Here is a 21,224-nt window from a genome sequence, read left to right as displayed (position 1 = left end):
TCCAGGGCAACGAAACGGCGAAACTCCGAAAATTCACCGCCGACAGGCAGCAGCAAGGCGAAAAGTTTTACTACAGACCGATCTTCATCCCGGCACCGGCGTCGACGCGCAGTTGCTGACCAGTCACGAAACGCGACTCGTCGGAGGACAGGTACACGACTGCATGCGAGATGTCCGCGGGCTCGACCCACGGAGTCGGCATCGCCTGCATGAACGGGAACGTCACTGCTGCATCCTCGGCGGTCGGATTCTCGAGATCAGGACGGAACGTCCGGTACATCGGCATGCTCTGCAACATGTCGGTGTTCACGTTGGTCGGGTGAATCGCGTTGACTCGAATGGAGCTCGGCCCGAGGGTCAGCGCCAACGAACTGGTGTAGGCCTGAATCAGCTTCTTGGCCAGGCCGTATCCATCTCCTCCCGGACCCTGGAGCGCCTGCTGACCGTTGAATCCGGTCTGCGGCACCAGGCCGGCGACAGATCCGATCGCGATGATCGAACCCCCTGCGCCGAGATACTCCATCGACGCGTGCACTGTGTTGACGACACCGAGAAAGTTCACGTCGAACGCGTCGACAAAACCTGCGGTGGACACATGCTTGCCGAGCGGACAGATACCGGCATTCGCCACGACGACATGCAGTCCGCCCAATTGGCTCACCGCCTCCGCCAGGGCCGTTTCGAGTCCGGCGCGATCGCGGACGTCGACCCGGGCCGCCACCACCTGCTGCCCTGTCTCTTTCACCAGTCGAGCCGTCTCCTCGAGATCGGCAGGACTGGCGAGTGGATACTCGTTGCTGGCGATGTCGGCACACAGGTCGAAGGCGATGACATGCGCGCCCTCGCGTGCCAGGTGAACGGCATGACTGCGCCCCTGACCTCGCGCAGCGCCGGTCACCAGCACCACTTTTCCGTCAACTCTGTTCATTCGATTACTCCTCTGCGGGTATGGACGGTGTGGTGAACCGTAGCGGCGCCTCACCGGACGTGAGGCGCTTTTCGTCGAGGCCGATCCACCGACTTTCGAACAACTTGGCTCGAAATCTCTTATGCCCCAAAACCCATTGCCTCAATCCGAAGTGTGAACTAGAGTCCAGACACATGTCCAGAAAGAGAGGGCTCGCGCTATGACGCTTCGACCCGCAGACAGTTCTGCACTTCTCGTCGACGGAAAGCTGATTCCCGGATCCGGCGGAACCTTCGAAGTTTTCAATCCGGCAACAGAGGAACTGATCGGCCGCGCTGCCGAAGGCACCGCCGCGGACATGGATGCGGCCATCGCCGCCGCACGCCGTGCCTTCGACGGCACCGAGTGGGCACGCGATCACGAATTTCGCGCTCGCTGCCTGCGCCAGCTGTGTGAGGCACTCCAGTCCCACATCGAAGAACTACGTGAGATCACCGTTGCCGAGGTGGGCGCGCCCGTCATGCTGACGAGCGGCCCACAACTCGAGGGCCCGATCGAAGATCTTCGCTACTGGGCCGACCTGATCGAATCCTATGCGTGGGAACAAGATCTCGGCCACGCGTCACCCATAGGCATACCCACCCATCGCCGATTACTCAAGGAAGCAGTTGGCGTCGTAGGTGCGATCACACCGTGGAACTTCCCGCACCAGATCAATTTCGCCAAGCTCGGTCCCGCCCTCGCAGCCGGCAACACCATCGTTCTCAAACCCGCACCGGATACACCCTGGTGCGCTGCGTTGGTCGCCAAGGTGATCGCCGAAGAAACCGAGATCCCCGCGGGAGTCGTCAACGTAGTGACGTCCACGGATCATTCACTCGGCGCACAATTGTGCAGCGACCCGCGGGTCGATCTGGTGTCCTTCACCGGTTCCACCGCCACCGGACGCGCGGTCATGGCCTCTGCCGCCCAGACACTCAAGAAAGTCTTCCTCGAACTCGGGGGCAAGTCGGCATTCATCGTCCTCGACGATGCGGACATCAAGGGTGCATGCTCGGTTGCAGCGTTCTCCGTCTGTGTTCACGCCGGTCAGGGCTGCGCGCTCAGTACCAGGCTTCTCGTGCCGCGCAGTCGGTACGACGATGCTCTGGCTGCGGCGTCCACAGCGATGGCCGGTATTCGGGCAGGTGACCCCAGCGCCCGCGGAACGGTATGCGGTCCGGTCATCTCGGCGCGCCAGCGCGAGAGGGTGGAGAGCTACCTCGCGCTCGCGGTCGACGAGGGCGGCACGATCGTGACGGGTGGAGGCCGTCCCGACGATCGCGAGAGGGGCTTCTTCGTCGAGCCCACTCTCATTGCGGGGCTGGACAACTCGTCTCGCGTAGCGCAGGAGGAGATTTTCGGGCCCGTTCTCGTGATCCTTCCGTACGACAGCGACGACGACGCCATCCGGATCGCCAACGATTCGCCCTACGGACTGTCCGGGTCGGTGTGGGGCACCGATCCCGATCGCATCGCGCACGTCGTGGCGGGTGTCAGAACCGGAACGCTGAGCGTCAACGGCGGCGTCTGGTACTCGGCCGATGCGCCGTTCGGGGGCTACAAACAATCCGGGATCGGCCGGGAAATGGGTCTCGCAGGTTTCGAGGAATACCTCGAAACCAAGCTCGTCGCCTCACCTTCCTGACATTCACACCCCACCATCACCGCACATCATCACCACGAAAGTAGGTCGACATGGGACGTTTCGACGGTCGCACTGCGATAGTCACCGGCGCGGCGCAGGGCATCGGGGAGGCGTACGCACGTGCGTTGGCCACCGAGGGCGCCAACGTGGTCATCGCCGACCTCAATCGCGAACTCGGCGAAGCTGTCGCAAAACAGATCACCGCGGACGGAGGGCGCGCGGTGTTCAAGGACGTCGACGTCGCCGACGGGGAATCGACTGCAGCACTTGCCGAGTTCACTATCGAGCAGTTCGGAAGCATCGAGCATCTGGTGAACAACGCTGCCATCTACGGCGGAATGAAGATCGATTCCCTCTTGACCGTCGACTGGGACTACTACCGAAAGTTCATGAGCGTCAACATGGACGGCGCATTGCAGGTGTGCCGCGCCGTCGTACCTCACATGCGGGAGAAGGGTGGCTCGATCGTCAACCAGTCCTCCACGGCAGCCTGGTTGTACTCGAACTACTACGGACTCGCGAAAGCCGGGGTCAACAGCCTGACGCAACAACTCGCGACCGAACTCGGCTGGTCGAACATCCGCATCAACGCCATAGCTCCCGGTCCCATCGACACCGAGGCGACTCGAACCGTCACCCCCGGCAACATCGTCAAGGACATGGTCAAGCGAATACCGTTGCAGCGCATGGGAACACCGGATGATCTCGTCGGCATGTGCCTGTTCCTCCTCTCGGACGACGCAGGCTGGGTGACCGGGCAGATCTTCAACGTCGACGGCGGGCAGGTGTACCGGTCGTGACGGAATCCGCTTCTGAGCCCAGCTCTTCGAAACCCCGTCTGGGGTACATCGGTCTGGGCAACATGGGTGCGCCCATGGCGACGCGCCTCCTGGACTGGCCGGGAGGGCTCGTGGTGTGTGATGCCCGCCCCGAAGCGCTCGAGCCGTTCACCACCGCGGGTGCAGGCGCAGCATCGACGCCCGCCGAGGTGGCTGCGCGCGCGAGCATCATCTCCGTCACGGTCCTCGACGACGCGCAGGTCCGCGACGTCGTCGACGGGCCGCACGGGATCCTGACGACTGCGCACCCGGGAACCGTCGTCGCGATTCACTCGACCATCTCGGACACCACGGCGGTGGAACTCGCACGTATCTGCGAGGTTCGTGGTGTTCTGCTGATCGACGCGCCGATCAGCGGCGGTGCGGGCGGTGCCGCCCAGGGCAGGTTGGCGGTGATGATCGGTGGATCGGAGGAGGCGTTCGAGGCCGTCCGTGAGCCATTCGGATGCTGGGCCGAACTGGTGGTTCGTGCCGGTGATGTCGGCGCAGGAACTCGAATGAAGCTCGCACGCAACCTTCTTCATTTCGTCTCGTTCACCGCCACGACCGAGGCTGCGCGACTCGCCGAGGCTGCAGGACTGAATCTCCGCACGCTCGGAAAGGTCGTCAGGCATACCGATGCTATCACCGGTGGCGCCGGCGCGATCATGCTTCGCGACACCACCGCACCGGTCTCGGAGGATGATCCGTGGTTCTCGATACTGCAGCACGTTCGCAATCTCGGGGAGAAGGACTTGGCCTTGGCCATCGACCTCGGTGACCGGCTGAATCTCGAACTGCCGCTCGCGCACCTTGCACTCTCCGGACTCGGCGTCGGACTCGGCGTCGATCACGGGGATGGAAACGGGGACGGCGAACCTTCACCGGCATCTACGACACGGGAGCACGCATGACCGACACCACCCACATGACCGACACCAGCGGAGCCGACGGAAACCGCATCTCCGAGACCCGTGCTCGCGGCGTCGCGAAGATGAACGAGGTGTACGGCTGGGAACTCCCCGCTGATGTTCCCGGCGATTTCTTCGCGGTGACCGCCGACCATCTCTTCGCCGACATCTGGACACGACCGGGGCTGTCGGTGCGTGATCGCCGACTGCTGCTGATCGGCGCCATCACCGCCCAGGGGCAGAGCGACGTCGCAAAGATCCAGATCAACGCTGCTCTCCACAACGAAGAGTTGACCGAGCAGCAGTTCGACGAGGCCGCGATCTTTTTGTGCCACTACGTCGGCTGGCCGCTGGCCACCGGCCTCAACAACGCGCTGATCGCCGTGAAGGCCGACCGACGCAAAGCCGCACGCGCCAAGGAGAAGGCTGCCGCGGATTCCGCGAAAACAGACACCGACTGAACCGTCGATCGAGATACTGCAATCAACTTACCGAAGAACGAAGGACCCGAATCCATGGCCGAGGCCAGTTCAATCCGTCCGCAGTCCGCATCAAGCATCGAGAAGTGGCACTTCGAGGCCGACGTTGTCGTCGCCGGCTACGGCATCGCCGGCGTCAGCGCGTCGATCGAGGCGGCCCGCGCGGGCGCCGAAGTGCTGGTGCTCGAACGCACGAGTGGATGGGGCGGCGCCGCCGCGTTGGCCGGCGGATTCATCTATCTGGGCGGCGGAACCCCGTTGCAGCAGGCGCTCGGGTTCGAAGACTCCCCCGCGAACATGAAATCGTTCATGATGGCCGCGCTCGGTCCCGGTGCGGATGAGGAGAAGATCACCGACTACTGCGAAGGCAGCGTCGAACACTACAACTGGCTCGTCGCCAACGGTGTTCCGTTCAAGGAAAGTTTCTACGGCCAACCGGGTTGGGAAACGCCCTTCGACGACGGTCTCATGTATTCCGGCGGCGAGAACTCGGCACCGTTCAACACGGTCGCAACACCGGCCCCGCGCGGTCACGTTCCGCAGATGAGCGGCAAACGCACCGGCGAGAAGGGCGGCGGCTTCATGTTGATGAAGCCGTTGATCGAGACAGCCGAAAGCCTGGGAGTACGAGCCGAATACGACATGCGGGTACAACGCTTGGTCGTCGACGGCGATCGAGTCGTCGGCATCATCGCCAAGCAGTACGGCAAAGAAGTGGCGGTCCGAGCACGCACGGGCGTCGTGCTGGCGACGGGAAGCTTCGCCTACAACGAATCGATGATTCAGTCGTACGCACCGAGACTCATCGGTCGACCCGGCGCAGCCATCGAGGAGCACGACGGCAAGGCGATCCAGATGGCGCAGGCCCTGGGCGCCGACCTCGCGCACATGGACGCAACCGAGGTCGCATTCTTCGGCGATCCCCAGTTGATGATCCGCGGCATACTGGTCAACGGACGCGGCCAGCGCTACGTCAACGAGGACACGTACCCGGGCAGGATCGGGCAGGAAACGTTGCTACGCAACGAGAATCAGGCCTACTTGATCATCGACGAAGCTTCCTACGAAGAGGGTTGCGCCGCAGACAGTTCCACACCGTTCTTCAGGTTCCAGCCCAAGTGGGTAGCCGAAACCGTCGAGGAACTCGAATCCGACATGGGGCTGCCTGCGGGCACGCTGCAGTCGACCGTGGAGGTCTACAACCGCCACGCTGCCCGTGGTGAAGACCCGGTACTCGGTAAGAAGAAGGAGTGGGTCAAGCCGATCGGCTCGCCCGTCGCGGCGCTCGATCTTCGCAACTTCACCGCCGGATTCACACTCGGCGGTCTTCGCACATCGATCAACTCCGAGGTCCTGCACGTCTCGGGCGAGCCGATACCCGGGCTTTTTGCCGCCGGCCGCTGCACCGCCGGCGTCTGCGCCGGCGGTTATGCCTCAGGCACGTCCCTCGGTGACGGCAGCTTCTACGGTCGACGCGCCGGAGTCAGCGCTGCCAAGGGCTGAGCGTCTGTTCTCAAATGTCAGCGACAGCATCCTCGCTGCGACGTTCGAGGAACAACGTGTCACGCCACCGCCCACCCAGTTGAGCGATACGCGAGCGAGTCCCGACGATTCGGAACCCGACGGCCTGGTGCAGCGCGACACTCGCGCGGTTCTCGGGGAAGATCGACGACTGCACAGTCCAGATCTCGCTGGCGTCGGCGGCCTGCACCTGCTGGCGAAGCAGCAGCTTGCCGACCCCGCGACCGCGAGCACCACTGCCGACGTAAATGGAGTTCTCGGCGACCCCGCGGTAGCAGTCACGCGAGGACACCGGGCTCAGGCTCGCCCAGCCTTCGACGCGTCCGTCGATCTCTGCGACCCATCGATGATCAGGCAACCATTGAGCGTCGAGCTTCTCGGCGGATGGCACCGACGTGGTGAAGGTCGCGGTTCCGGTGTCGATTCCCTCGCGGTAGATCGACCGCACGGCGTCCCAGTCACTCGAGTCCATGCGGCGCAGAACCACATCGGAGGGAAGCAGCCCCAAGGTGTCTCTGACCGGACCGCGCGCAGCTGCGACGGCGGCCGCTGCCATCAGATCCGAGTACGCGGTTCCGGCAACACTGACAACCGAGCTACCTTCGTGCATGGTCACCTCGACGAAGCCGACCTCGCTCAACGCCTCGAGGTGAACACCCAGGGCGGACGGTTCGAGTGATGCAGCACGTGCGATCTCCTCGACCTCTACCGGGCCGGCAGCTGCAAGTCGAAGCACTCGCAACCGCGTGGGATCACCCAGGCACGCAAACCTGCGCGCGAGTACATCGGTGTCGAGGGGCGCGAGTGTATCTGAACTCATCTGGCGACTATAACGCCGCTGACCTGCAGTTCGGGCGGTCAGGTTCGGAGACTGGGTCCCGAAGTGAGAAACAACTCAGCCGCCAACCCCTCGGGTCGCCGGCTAACTCGCACCGATCGACTCGGCAATCACCGGCCACGAGTTGTGAAGATCGTCCTGCCAATATCCCCAGGAGTGCGTGCCCGTTGCCCGGAAATCGTAGGTGGCGGGGATCCCCAGGGAGTCGAGCCGCTCGGCCAGACGATGGGTGCACTGGTTGGTCCCGGCCTCGATGACTCCGCCCACGATCACCTGGTTGGCCAGAACGCCCGGATCACCGTTGACCATCGGTCCACCCAGATTCTCGTGTGGACCCGGAAGCCCCGTTCCGTTGCTGATGTAGAGATCGATGCCTCGCAATCTCTCGGCGTTGACCACCGGATCGTTGGCCACCCACCCCGGACCACCGACGGGACCCCACATGTTGTCGACGTTGCCGCCGCGGAATCCGACCACGAATCTCACGTAGTCCTGACCTGGCTGAGTACTCGTCTCGGCGCAACCGCTGAAGGCGCCGACGGCACGGTAAACCGTCGGCGCGGCCTCGGCCAGGCTCAGAACCGACGTACCGGCCATCGACAATCCGGCGACGGCGTTCGCACCCGTCGTACTGAGTGTGGCGTCGACGATCGGCGGCAACTCCTGAGTGAGGAACGTGGTCCACTTGTTCAGTCCCAGAACAGGATCAGGCTTCTCCCAGTCGGTGTAATAGCTGTATGCACCGCCGATGGGATTCACGACGTTGACGTTCTTGTCGCCGAAGAAGTCGACGACGTCCGTCCGTGTCTGCCACGTAGCCGTGTCCTCGCCGCCGCCGGCGCCGTTGAGCAGATAGAGAGTCGGCCTCGGCGCACTGGTGTCCGCCGGCCGAATCACCTCGAGTGGGATCACCTTGTCCATTGCAGCCGAGTAGACGTACATCGTCAGTTGACGGGCGTTGATCTGCTCGACGTGATCGAGAGCTGATCCACCTGCAGGCAATGTCCGCGCCTGATCTGCCGAGGCCAGCGCTGCTTCACCGAACAATCCTGTCCATGCGACGAGGGCGACGGCAAGTACCGCCCGAGTGCGTCCGATCCTTCTCATTGCCGCTCCTCGTGCTCGATTGCGGTGCCCGGCAACAGCTTGGTGGCGCTCGCTTCGCGGGCTTGCGGCTTGGTGGCTTGGTGGCTTGAAGTTGTCATGCCCGTTCGGAGTGGCCCGAAAACATCGTGAGGAGCCGAGCCATCTCCGGTCCGATGACCGCCATGGCCGCAGGCTCGATCATCTCGTTGTGTCCGCAGCCCACCGGTATCTCCAGGATCCGGCCGGTCACGAGCGGACCCCATTCCTGGGTCGACCTTTTGCGCGCAATCGTGGCGTTTCCTCCGGTTGCCGGGAAAATCACCAGGTCTCCTTCGTAGACCTGTGGAACGAACTGGTGCTTGATTCGCTGCGAGGTTTCGTACGCACGGGCAATCCGCTCGAGGTCCCGGCCGTCGACTCCGGTCTCGGTCCCGACTGACTGGGTCAACACGGCCGCCGCCTCGTCGAAGGTCAGATCTTCGTCGGTCTCGACCTCGAGGCCGAGTCCTCTCAGCAGGTCCCGGACGTCGAGGTCGGCTGACGGTGCCGGATCGCCGTTGTCGGGGTAACTGTCCATCATCGTCAGTGTTGCGACTTCACTACCGGACGATTGCAATTCGACGGCCATAGCGTGCGCGATGACGCCACCGAGCGACCACCCGAGCAAGTCGTAGGGCCCGTCCGGGAACACGGCCTCCATCTCTTCGACATAGCGATGCGCCAACTGTTCGATCGATTGATAGTCGCCGTCGTCGCTGATTGCGGGTAGCTGAAGTCCGTATACCGGTCGGTCCTCGGGCAGGTACCGCACCAGGCCGGCATACCCCCAGGACAGACCCATACCTGGGTGCACACAGAACAGCGGTCGCCCATTTCCTTCTGCGCGCAGCGGAACAACCACGGCGAGAAACTCTTCCATGTCAGTGCTCACTGTCGGCAGGTCGAGGCGTCGAGCAATTCCGGCGGGTGTCGGGTCGAGGAACATCCATTGAAGTGGAATCCTGCGTTGGAATCGGGAGTGCAGTGCGCTGACGATTCGGGTGGCAACGAGAGACGAGCCGCCCAGATCGAAGAAGCTGTCCGCGGTGCTCACCCGATCAACGCCCAGAACCTCGACAAATGCGTCGACCACTGCGTGTTCGGTCTCGGTGACCGGTTCGCGGAACTCTGCTGCGGCAGAACTGAATTCGGGTGCCGGTAGAGCCTTCCGGTCGAGCTTACCCACCGGCGTCATCGGTATTCGCTCGAGAAGTACCACCGCCGACGGAACCATGTGCGCGGGCAGTCGGTCGGCCGCGTACACGCGTATCTCGTCGCTGTACGGGGTTTCGCTGTCCCTGGTTTCGCTGTCCCTGGCTTCGGCATCCGACGCGCGCACATACGACACCAGGACAGTTTCACCCGACGGTCCGACTTGGCCGATGGTGGCAGCGAAGTCCACGGACGGGTGACGCGTGAGAACTGCATCGATTTCGCCGAGTTCGATCCGGAATCCACGGATCTTGACCTGGAAGTCGCTGCGCCCGATGTACTCCAGCGTGTGATGTGACGCAGTACTTGCACTGCCGTCATCACGTGCACTGCCGTCATCACGTGCACTGTCACCGGCGGACTCACGCCAGCGCACGACATCCCCGGTGCGGTACATCCGGCGCCCCGGGGCCCCGTACAAGCAGGCCACAAATCGCTCCGACGTCAATGCCGCCCGATTATGGTACCCACGTGCCATACCAGGGCCGATGATGTACAACTCCCCCGGCACACCCACCGGGACGGGTTGCAAACGCTCGTCCAGCACCAGGAAACCGAATCCCACTGCGGGCGAGCCGATGTTCACTCCTGCCCCGGGTTTCATCGAATCACTGACGCTTGCCTGCACCATGGTTTCCGTCGGGCCGTATCCGTTGTGGAGCCTCCGCCCCGGCGCCCACTGCGTGACCACCTCCGGCGGACAGGCCTCGCCCACCAGATCGAGGACACGAAGCGCCTCGAATCCGTTGTCACCGAGCGCCGCCAGCGCAGTCGGCGTGATGGTGGCATGAGTGACCTGCTCGCGGCGGAAGACATCAGCCAATTCGGCGCCACCGTACACCGCCGGTGGAACGATCACGACCCGTGCGGACGCGCTGAACGCCATGGTCAACTCGAAGATGGACGCGTCGAAACTCGGCGAGGCCAACTGCGAGACATGCGCATCGTGAGTGACCTCGAACCTCTCTCGAGTCTCTGCCGTGAAGTTGGCCAGACCGCGATGAGTGATGTTCACTCCCTTGGGTTTTCCGGTAGACCCCGAGGTATAGATCAAATAGGCAGGATGGTCGAGGCGCAATTCACTGGTTCGGTCGTCGTCGGTGATCGGTTCGGGCGACAAGGTCGCCACCCGCTGATCGAAGTCAGGATCGTCGATTTCGAGCCAAGGAACTACGTCGGGTAGCTGGGCTCGGCTTCCGCGAACCGTCAATCCCAGTGAGGCTCGGCAATCGGCGAGCATGTATTCGACGCGCCCACGCGGGTAGTCGGGATCGACGGGCACAAAAGCAGCTCCGGCTTTGGCCACCGACCAGATTGCCACCACCGACTCGATCGATCGGGGCATTCCCAACGCCACGAAGGTCTCCGGGCCCACACCCCGACCGCACAGTTCCCGGGCCACACGGTTCGACCAATCGTCCAGTTCGCGGTAGCTGATCTGCCGGTTCTCGAGTGACAGAGCCACCGAGTCCGGGTTGACCGCAGCAGCGGTCGCCAACAAGTCGGGCCATAGTTTCGGTGGTACTCCCGTCTGTCCACGCGCCGGCACCAACTCGCGAGTTTCGAGATCACCGAACAGCGCAATGTCACCGATGGCCGCTTCGGGATGCACAGTCACGGATTCGAGAACACGTACGAACATGTCGGCAAAGCTGCTGACCGTACCTGGATCGAAGAGATCAGTGGCGAAGTCGACCGCGCCGCTCAACCCTCGGGGCGCTCCACTTTCGTCGAATTCCTCGGCCAGGAGGAATTCCAGGTCCACCTTCACGACGTCGAGTTGGGGGTCGATGCCGCGGACTTCCAACTCCGGCAGTCGCAGATTCGGCCGTTCGTTGTTCTGGAATTCCAACGACACCGAAGCAATGGGAGCGTAGGCCGTCGACCGCTTCGGCCCGACCGCATCGACAACCCGCTCGAACGGAACCTCGGAATGCGCAAACGCTTCCAGGTCGACCTCGCGACAATGCGCCGCGAAGTCCCGGAACGACTGAGCCGAGTCCACCTGTGTACGCAGGGCAAGTGTTCCGACGAACATGCCGATCAGGTCGTCGAGGGCGCGATCCCCTCGACCGGCGATCGGTGTCCCGATCACGACGTCGTCAGTGCTGCCCAGACGTGCCAGCAGTACCGCGAGCGCGGCGTGCACTGTCATGAATGCAGTGGACTGATGCCGCCTCGACAGCTCCTGGATACGACGATGGAGGTCACTGCCGATCGAGAAGTGGATGCGCGAGCCGTGAAAGGTCTGCTGTGCGGGCCGGTCCCGATCGAGCGGAAGTTCCAGGAGGTCGGGTGCGCCCGAGAGTGTGCGTCGCCAGTAGTCCAGCTGTTCGGAGATCACCGATGCCGGGTTTTCATCGGAACCCAGAAGCTCTCGCTGCCAGAGGGTGAAGTCGGCGTACTGGATCGCCAGAGGCGCCCATTCTGGTTCTTTGCCGTGCACGCGGGCCTCGTAGGCCGTCATCACATCCTGCACCAACGGGGACATCGAGAAACCGTCGGCCGAGATGTGGTGCACCACAACCGCAAGTACGTGTCCGCGCTCGCCCAATGTGAACAACGCTGCCCGCAATGGGATTCGCGCTGCTACGTCAAAACCTGCCGAGACCATTCTGGCAAGCTCGTCGCGGAGGTGATGTTCGTCGGCAACAGGTGGTTCGATCAATTTCGGCAGCGCCGTGCTGTCGCTGGGCACTATGTGCTGGACGGGTTCGTCGCCGCAAACGGGGAACATCGTTCGTAGCGATTCGTGGCGGGCGATGACGTCGGACACCGCTGCTCGCAATGCCGGCTTGTCGAGTTCACCGGTCAGTCGCACCACGAGCGGGATGTTGTACGCGGGCGAACTGGTGTCCAGCTGATTGACGAACCACATTCGCTGCTGAGCAAACGACAACGGGATGTTCTCGGGTCGAGGGCGCGGCTCCGACACCGGGCGCCCCGCCTGTCCAACAACCGCCTGTCCAACAACCGACTGTCCGGCAACCGACTGTTCGATCACCGCAGCCAAGGCGCCAACCGTCGGCGCCTCGAACAGATCCCGCACGCCGACGGCGGCTTCCAGCACTGCCCGCAGCCTGGCCGCGACCGATGTAGCGCTGAGAGAATTTCCGCCGAGGTCGAAGAAATTTCCGTCGGCACCGACGCACTCGAGGCCGAGCACCTCTGCAAACACGTTCGACACCGCCTGCTCGATCGGGCCGACAGGTGAACGAAAACCCCTTGCCGTAGTGCGGATCTCGGGTCTGGGCAACGCCGAGCGGTCGAGTTTGCCGACGGCTGTCAGCGGAATGCTCTCCAGCACGACAATTGCGGCGGGCACCATGTGCGAAGGCAATCGCTCGGCCAGGGCATTAATCAGGAACCTGGTGTCCAATCGGCCCTCTGCCGGCACGACGTACGACACGAGCCGGGAGTCTCCCGCGGAGCCGCGGTGAGCAATGGTGACGGCAAACCCGACGTTCGTCTCCGCCATGAGCGCGCTGTCGATCTCACCCAGTTCGACACGGAAGCCCCGAATCTTGACTTGGAAGTCGGTGCGGCCGATGTATTCGATACGCGATTCGGCCGTCCATCGCACGATGTCTCCGGTGCGGTACATCCGCGTTCCCGGGTCACTCGGGTTGGCGACAAAGCGTTCTGCCGTCAATCCCGGCCTACAGTGGTATCCCCGCGCCACTCCAGGCCCGGCAAGGTACAGCTCGCCAGGCGCCCCGACGGGAACGGCTTGCAGCCGCGAATCGAGCACCAATTCGCTTACACCCCTGATGGGTCCACCGATCGTGATGCGTTCACCAGCCGCCATCGGCGGGCTGACGTTGGACATGATCGTCGCCTCGGTCGGTCCGTAGGCGTTGTACAGCCTGCGGCCGGCCGCCCAGCGAGCGACAAGGTCGGGCGGGCAGGCTTCACCACCGAACACGACATCCGAAAGTTGCTCGAGCCCAGCTGGATCCACCGAAGCCAGTGCGGCGGTGGTGATAAACGCGTGGGTGACGGCGTGCTCGGCCAGAAGCTCCGCAAGCTCCTCGCCCCCGTACACCCCGGGCGAAGCGATCACCATGGCCGCGCCGGCACCGAAAGCCTGCAGATACTCGAAGAGCGACCCGTCGAAACTCGGAGTGGAGAAGTGCAGTGTGCGCGATTGTGGTGTTGCACCGTAGCGTTCGACCTGGTCCCGCGCGAAATTGTCGAGGCCGCGATGAGTGACCACCACTCCCTTGGGCACGCCGGTCGACCCCGAGGTGTAAACGACGTAGGCCGCGGAATCCAACCCGATCGGACGGAGTCGGTCGCTGTCGGTCAGAGGGCGGCCCGAGAATCCTTCGCACTTCTCGGTGAAGTCCGGATCGTCGAGAATCAGCCACTCTGCGATATCGGGCAGCCGATCACGACATGCGGTAGTGGTCAATCCGACGCCGACGTTGGAATCGCTCAACATGTGGGTGATCCGCTCGTCAGGGTAGTTCGGATCGATCGGCACGTATGCAGCGCCTGTTTTGGCCACGGCGAGTATCGACAATACCGAGGTGAGAGAACGCGGAACACCGACTGCGACGTAGTCCTCGGTCCCCAGTCCTCGCGAGACGAGTACGCGAGCAATACGATTCGACAGGAAATCCAGCTCGCCATAGGTCATGCTGCCGCTCGCCGATACAACAGCGAGTGCATCCGGATCCTGCTGAACTGCCGCGTCGAAGATCTCTGGAAAAATGCGGGTCGACCCACCAACCGCACCACGGACGGGCACCAGTTGGTCGCGTTCGATCTCCGTCAGCACCGACACCGCGGCCGAGGATTGATCCGGATGGACACACGCTTCGAGCACGCGCCGCAGTCGGCCGGCGATGGACTCGATATCGCCCGAGTCGAAAACCTCGGGTAGATACTCGAACTTCAGCCGAAGCCTGGTATCGACCGACGCCACCAAACTGAGCGGATAGTGGGCAGCATCCTTCGCCTCGACGCCGGCGATGCGGATCCCCGCGTTGTCCGTATCGGTCGACAGTCCTTGACGGTCAACGGGGTACGACTCGAAGACTGTCAACGTGTCGAAGCCGATCTCCGGCCCGGAGGCGTCTTGGATCTCGGAAAGTCCGAGATAGAGGTGATCCGACAACTCCGCCTGCTCAGACTGAATCCGCTGTAGGAGAGCGCCGACACTCTCACCATGGCGCACCGTGATTCGGACCGGAATTGTGTTGATGAACAGCCCGATCATGGTCTCGATCCCGGTCAGCTCGGGAGGTCGACCCGATACAGTCGCTCCGAACACGACATCGTCTCGCCCGGTCAGCGCCGAGAGGACGATCCCCCACGACGCCTGGACTATCGAATTGAACGTCAGCCCTCGGCTCCTCGCTACGCCGCGAAGTGTCGTCGTGAAATCCTCGTCCAGATCGAACACCCACTCGGCCGCCATGGTGGAGAGTCGACGCGACCGATCCTGCGGGGCCAGCAGCGTCGGTCCGTCTATTCCCTGCAGTGCCCTCGCCCACACCCCGCGGGAGGCTTCCCGGTCGCGACGGTTCATCCAGGTCAGGTAGTCGAGGTAGGGGCGTGCACGCGGCAACTCCGACGCCTCGCCGTCCGCAACGTACAGGGTCGCCAACTCCCTGATCAGAAGTGGCATCGACCAGCCGTCCAGAAGGATGTGGTGGTTGGTCAGCACAAGCTTGAACGTTTCCGGGGCAATCGCGATGAGCGTGAACCTGATCAGCGGCGCACGCGAGATGTCGAACGGGAGCGCTCGGTCCTGCGCCAGTACTTGCTCGAGATCCCGAGTTGACTTGGCAGCGAGGTCGACTGCCTGCCATGGCGCAGCCACTTTGCTTCGGACCACCTGGACGGCCCGGCCGTCCGCGTCGTGAAGGAAGGCGCTGCGCAAGTTGTCATGCCTGTCGAGCAGCGTATCGGCCGCGCGGCGAAGGCGTTCCGCATCGAGGTCGCCGACGAGGTCGAGGGTCACCTGCACGAGGTAGGCGTCGACGGACTCTTCGGCCAGTTCGGCATGGAACAGCAGACCTGCTTGCAGTGGTGAGAGTGGCCAGACGTCGCGAAGGTCGTCGCACCGAATCTCGAGGTCGTCGATCGCATCCTGTCGAAGCTCGACCAGATCGAAATCCGAGGGTGTGAATCCGCCACCGTCCGCTGCGTACTCGCAGAGCCCGGCGAGTGCGTCGACCCACAACTGCGCAAGGTGGCGGACCTCGTCCTCGCGCAGAATGTCCGGCGAATAGGTCCAGGCGGCAACGAGCTCCGGGCGATCTGCAGTGTCGCTGCCCTCGATGATCATGATGTTGACCTCGAGGACAGCCGCCAGCGGCAGCTCGGTGACCGCAACTGCCCGCAGACCCTCGTCACGGATCGGTATCCATTCCGTTGAAGCATCGGCATCGGATCCACCGACGCGCCCGAGGTAGTTGAAACTGATCTGTGGCGCAGCGAATTGCGAAAGAGACTGTGCTGTCGCATCGTTCAAGTATCGAAGTAGGCCGTATCCGATGCCGCGTTCCGGTACCTCCCGGAGTTGTTCCTTGACAGTCTTGACAGCCAAGCCTGAAGCCGGACCGCCGGCGTAGGCATCACTCGGATCCACTCCGCTCAAATCGAGGCGCACCGGGAAAATCGACGTGAACCATCCGACGGTACGAGCAAGGTCAGCCCCCGGGACCACCGGTTCCTCGCGTCCGTGACCCTCGAGACTGATCAACGCCTCCGGAGCGTCGATCCCCCGCTCGCTCCGCCAGCGAACCAAAGCCATAGCCAACGCCGTCAACAATCCGTCCTCGACGCTCCCGTGAATCGCCTGCGGCACATCGGTCAACGCGGTTTCGGTCAAGGCCGGGGGTACCCGCATTTCGACGTCTGCTGCACTCAAGCCGGTATCCGTCGTCGCCAAGGAGCGCCCGCCGAGCATCGGGTCCGGACCTCGCAGTGTGTCCCGCCAGTAGTCGAGTTCGGCCACCCGATCCGGCTCGTGCGCGGCGTCGACGAGGCCGCGCGCCCATCGACGCATCGACGTCCCGACCGGAGCCAGTGAAGGGTCGATGCCCGACTGCACCTGCGCACACGCGAGCGCAAGATCGGGGATCAGAATTCGCCAGGAGACCCCGTCCGTCACAAGGTGGTGGGCCACGAGAAGCAACCGCTTGCGCCCAGATCCGTCAGGTTCGAACAACACTGCTTGCACCATCACGCCGGTCCCCGGATCGAGCCGATCCAGAGCGGCGCCAAGTGCCGTCGAGACCGTCTCGGCCACAGCGCCGTCGAGGTGCACGCGGTGCACGACTGTCGGCGACCTCACCGCGCCCGCAGGCTCGACGTCCATCCGCCCAACTGATTCGGGGTGGAGTGCGACCCGAAGGCCTGCTCGGAGGATGTCGTGATGGTCCAACACGGCCTGCATGGCCTGTGTCAACGTGTCCTCGTCGAGCGTGGCAGGAACCGAGAGCAAAACGGATTGGGAGTACCGGCGAAAATCTCCACCACGGTCAAGCATCCATTTGACGATCGGCGTCAATTCGATCTCACCGACGCCGCCGCCAGGTAATTCGTCGAGGACGACACGGTTGCCAGCCGTTCCGGCCGTCTCGGCCAGCGCTGCCACGGTTTTGCGCTCGAACACCTCGCGCGGTGTGATGAGAACTCCGGCAGACTTGGCGCGGCTCACCAACTGGATGGACATGATCGAATCGCCACCGAGGGTGAAGAACGAGTCGTCCACCCCTACCTCGTCAAGACCCAGAACCTCGGCGAAAAGGCTCGCAAGGATACTTTCCGTGTCCGAGACGGGAGAACGGCTCTCGGTTATCTGTTGCCCGAAGTCAGGTTCAGGCAACGCTTTCCGGTCGAGTTTCCCGTTCACCGTCAGTGGCAGGGCATCGAGAACCGTCACGACAGCGGGGACCATGTGTGCTGCCAACGTCGCCGAGAGGTCCTCGAGTAACGCCTTCGGAAAGATGGTCGCACCGGACTCCGGCACCACGTAGCCCACCAACCGGTCTCCGCGAACCTCCACCGCCGACTGCGCCACTCCCACTCCGCAGAGCAGAGCAGACTCCACCTCGCCGAGTTCGATCCGATAGCCCTTCACCTGCACCTGCATGTCATTGCGACCGAGGTACTCCAGTTGCCCGTCGTCATTCACGCGCCCCACGTCACCGGACCGGTACATGCGCGCACCGATGACTGTGAGGTCGGGAACGAAACGTGTGGCGGTGAGACCGAACCGGCCGAGGTATCCGCGTGAGACCTGGTCGCCGGAGACATACAGTTCACCCACGACGCCGGGCGGCACGGGGTGCAACCGCTGATCCAGCACGTACACACGCAACCCCGGCAGTGCCCGCCCGATCACCGAAGCAGATCCTTCACGCGCCAGTTCACGATCCAGCGGTAGGTGGCTGACGTGCACGGTTGTCTCCGTGATGCCGTACATGTTGACCAGATCCGGTGGCGAGGTCCCGCGTCGGGCGTACCAGCGCGTCAGCTGTCCGAAGTCGAGCGCCTCACCGCCGAAGATCACGTAACGCAATGACAGGTCCGCGCCCCCGGCACGCCGGTCGGCTTCCGCCAATTGATAGAAAGCGGTAGGCGTTTGATTGAGCACCGTGACACGATCGTCCCGCAGCAATTCGAGGAATGCCTCGGGTGACCGTGCCGTGAAATAGTCGACCAGTACCAGTCGGCCTCCGTGTGCGAGTGCACCCCACATTTCCCACACCGAGAAGTCGAATGCCGCCGAATGAAACATCGTCCACACATCGCCGCGGTCGAATCCGAAGAGCGCTCGGGTGTTTGCCAGCAACGTCACGACGCTGCGATGAGGTACCTGCACCCCCTTCGGTCTCCCGGTGGATCCCGAGGTGTAAATCACGTAGGCCACCGAATCGGGCCGCAACGGTAGCGGCCTGTCTTCGTCGGTCACCGGCAGCGGTGAAAACCTCTGCAGCGCATCGCGAATGTCGGTACTGTCCACGACGATCGCGGGCACCCCGTTGCGGCCGACTTCATCACTGCCGGCGGTGGTCGTCAGTACGCACACCGGCCCAGCGTCACGCAGCACGAAGCTCACCCGTTCGGGCGGAGACGTCAGGTCCACCGGTAGGTATCCACCGCCCGATTTCACCACCGCCAGCAGAGCCACAAGAAGTTCGAACGACGGGGTCATCGCCACTGCCACGAGTGTCTCTGGCACGACCCCCTGCGCCACCAGCAGTCGTGCGAGGCGGTTGGCTCGCTCGTCCAGTTCGCGGTAGGTCACCGACTGGCCGTCACAACGCACCGCCACGGCATCGCCCGAAGTGAGCACCGCTCGATCGAAGAGATCCGAGAGCGAATCATCATTCCTGTCGATAGCCGAGGGAGGCGGCGCAACCAGCACCTCGCTACGTTCGCCGGTCAGAAGAATGTCGATGTCACCGACGATCGCAGACGGATCGTCGATCACGGCGTCGATCACCCTCCCGAAGCGCTGTGCAATTCGCTCCACTGATCCTTGATCGAAAACATCCGTGGCATAACGGAAGCCGGCGCTGATCCCATCCGGAACGCCGCGCTCGTCGACCTGCTCCATCACACTCAGTTGCAGATCGAATTTTGCCACCTCGAGATCGAAGTCGAGCGAACGGATCGTCAACTCCGGTAGTTCGAGGCGCAGGCTCGTGGCGGTCTGGAATTCGAGCAATACCTGAAATAAGGGTGAATGCGCAGTGGAACGATCGGGCGCAAGAAAGTCCACCAGCTTTTCGAAGGGAATGTCCGCGTGGTCCAGTGCGCCGAGATCTGTCGACCGCACTGCCGCAAGGGCGTCGGCGAAGGTTGCTCCGGATTCGACCGGTGTACGAAGAACCAGAGTATTGACAAACATCCCTACCACGTCGTCCAACACCGCTTCGCCGCGTCCCGCGACCGGCGTCCCGATCACAACGTCGCCTGACCCCGAGAGCCGTGCCAGCAGCACCGCGAGCACCGCGTGCAGAACCATGAAAAGTGTCGAATCATGCTGGTGTGCAAGGCCGGTCAAAGCTCGATGTACTTCAGGTGAGATGCTCACCGAGACGACGGCACCTTCGGAAGAGCGCTTCGGCCTTCGTGGTCGATCAAGAGCGAGCGGTGAGACTTCAGGAATTCCCGACAGCGCCTCGGTCCAGTAGGTGAATTGTTCCGCGATCGACGTACCTCGACCATCTTCTGCGTCGATGATCCCCCTCTGCCACACGCTGTAATCAGCGTAGTGGATGGGCAATGGCGCCCACCTCGGATTCTGATCCTGCGCACGGGATGTATAGGCGCGCATCAGGTCACGGGCCAGTGGCGTCATCGAGAAGCCGTCGGCCGCGATGTGGTGGACAACGATCGCAAGCACATGCTGCTGCGGTCCGATTCGGAGCAACCTCACGTGCAGCGGGAACTCCTCGGCCACATCGAATCCCACGTCGAAGAACCCATGCAACGCCGTAAATAGGTGCTCGCCGGGAATCGGTACGGGGTGGATTCGAGGAGCAGCGAGCGCTGGTTCGACAATCACCTGGTGTGGCCCGTCCGCGGAAGTCGGGAAGATCGTCCGAAGGGATTCATGCCGTTCCACTACATCACCGAGCGCAGCTTCGAGCGCTTCGAGATCCAGAAATCCGTCGAGTTGCAGGGCAACGGGAATGTTGTATAGCGAAGACGAAGTGTCGAACTGGTTGAGGAACCACATACGCGACTGTGACAGGGACAGTGGAATGTGTTCTGGCCGTGCCTTACCCGTAAGTTTCTCCAGACCCGAACCTACAAGCCCCGTTTCACCAAGTTCAGGTTCGAGCGGATCGATCGAGGCCGCCAGATCAGCTACCACCGGAGTGTCGAACAGCGCTTTGACCCCGAGTTTCATCTTCGACGCGGTGTTGATGCGCGCTATGACGCGGGTGGCGCTGAGAGAGTCCCCGCCGAGCTCGAAGAAATTGTCATCGGCCCCCACCTGGTCGAGATCGAGTACGTCCGAGATCGCACGAGCGACCACACCTTCGGTCTGCGTGTTCGGCGCGCGATATTCTGCCGCGTTGAAAGTTGTGTCCGGTAGGGCTTTTCGGTCCAACTTCCCATGCACCGTCACCGGCAACCCATCCAACACCACCACCACCGACGGCACCATGAACCCCGGAAGAGACCTCCGCACCCCCTCCAACACCACCACCTCATCCACCACCACCCCCACCTCACCCACCACAAACCCCACCAAAAAATCCCCACCCACACCCGACCGCAACACCACCACCGCACCAGCCACCCCCACCTGAGCAACCAACACCGCCTCCACCTCACCCAACTCCACCCGCTGCCCCCGCACCTTCACCTGAAAATCGCTACGCCCCACAAACTCCAACTCACCACCACACCCCCACCGCACCACATCACCCGTCCGATACAACCGACCACCCGACACCCCGGACACCGGATCCGCCACAAACCGACCCACCGTCAAATCCACACGACCCTCATACCCCCGCGCCACCTGCACCCCACCCACATACAACTCCCCCACAACCCCCACCGGAACCGGCCGCAACCGCGAATCCAACACCAACACCCGCGTATTCCACACCGCCCGACCAATCGGAACACCCACCCCCTCACCACCACCCACCACATGAAACGTCACATCCACCGACGCCTCCGTCGGCCCGTACAAATTCACCAACTCCGCACCACACACCCCCGCAAACCGCCCCGCCAAC

General features: G+C 63.0%; 9 protein-coding genes. 5 read left to right on the top strand and 4 right to left on the bottom strand.

Translation table 11 applies throughout. The annotated features are described in order from the left end of the window. Positions 1–70: 70 nt before the first annotated feature. A complete protein-coding gene (locus ACWF6P_RS26525; protein WP_452623068.1) occupies positions 71–928 on the bottom strand; it encodes a mycofactocin-coupled SDR family oxidoreductase in 858 nt (285 codons plus the stop codon). A 199-nt stretch (positions 929–1,127) separates the two neighbouring features. Here ACWF6P_RS26525 and ACWF6P_RS26520 point away from each other — a divergent pair, with 199 nt between their 5' ends. From ACWF6P_RS26520 to ACWF6P_RS26500, 5 genes are read left to right on the top strand one after another with little or no spacing between them, the layout of a single operon-like run. After that, positions 1,128–2,594, top strand: coding sequence for an aldehyde dehydrogenase (locus ACWF6P_RS26520; protein WP_452623067.1), 1,467 nt, complete (start codon positions 1,128–1,130; stop codon positions 2,592–2,594). Positions 2,595–2,644: 50 nt separating this feature from the next. Beyond that, entirely contained in the window at positions 2,645–3,394 is a 750-nt protein-coding gene (locus ACWF6P_RS26515) for an SDR family oxidoreductase (RefSeq protein WP_378449797.1), read from the top strand. Continuing rightward, the gene (locus tag ACWF6P_RS26510; protein WP_452623066.1) at positions 3,391–4,326 is read left to right on the top strand and encodes an NAD(P)-dependent oxidoreductase; all 936 of its coding nucleotides are present in this window, start codon (positions 3,391–3,393) and stop codon (positions 4,324–4,326) included. Before ACWF6P_RS26515 ends, ACWF6P_RS26510 begins: the two co-directional genes overlap by 4 nt. Next, positions 4,323–4,784, top strand: a complete 462-nt coding sequence (locus ACWF6P_RS26505) for a carboxymuconolactone decarboxylase family protein (protein ID WP_452623065.1) — start codon at positions 4,323–4,325, stop codon at positions 4,782–4,784. The genes ACWF6P_RS26510 and ACWF6P_RS26505 overlap by 4 nt, the downstream gene beginning before the upstream one ends. Positions 4,785–4,838: 54 nt before the next feature. Then, a complete protein-coding gene (locus ACWF6P_RS26500) occupies positions 4,839–6,305 on the top strand; it encodes an FAD-dependent oxidoreductase (protein WP_452623064.1) in 1,467 nt (488 codons plus the stop codon). A 10-nt stretch (positions 6,306–6,315) separates the two neighbouring features. On the opposite strand, the gene ACWF6P_RS26495 is transcribed toward ACWF6P_RS26500, so the two are convergent. The 3 genes from ACWF6P_RS26495 to ACWF6P_RS26485 all read right to left on the bottom strand — a co-directional run. Next, complete coding sequence (locus ACWF6P_RS26495; RefSeq protein WP_452623063.1) at positions 6,316–7,143, bottom strand: helix-turn-helix domain-containing GNAT family N-acetyltransferase; 828 nt, start codon at positions 7,141–7,143, stop codon at positions 6,316–6,318. Between the two features lie 102 nt (positions 7,144–7,245). Then, a complete protein-coding gene (locus tag ACWF6P_RS26490; RefSeq protein ID WP_452623062.1) occupies positions 7,246–8,268 on the bottom strand; it encodes an alpha/beta hydrolase in 1,023 nt (340 codons plus the stop codon). Positions 8,269–8,362: 94 nt separating this feature from the next. Further along, the coding region (locus ACWF6P_RS26485; protein WP_452623061.1) for an amino acid adenylation domain-containing protein at positions 8,363–21,224 on the bottom strand (12,862 nt) is incomplete at its 5' end.

This window comes from Rhodococcus sp. NPDC055024 (assembly GCF_053608585.1).
The sequence above is the reverse complement of the archived record's forward strand: the minus strand, read 5'-3'. Positions and strand labels throughout refer to the sequence as shown.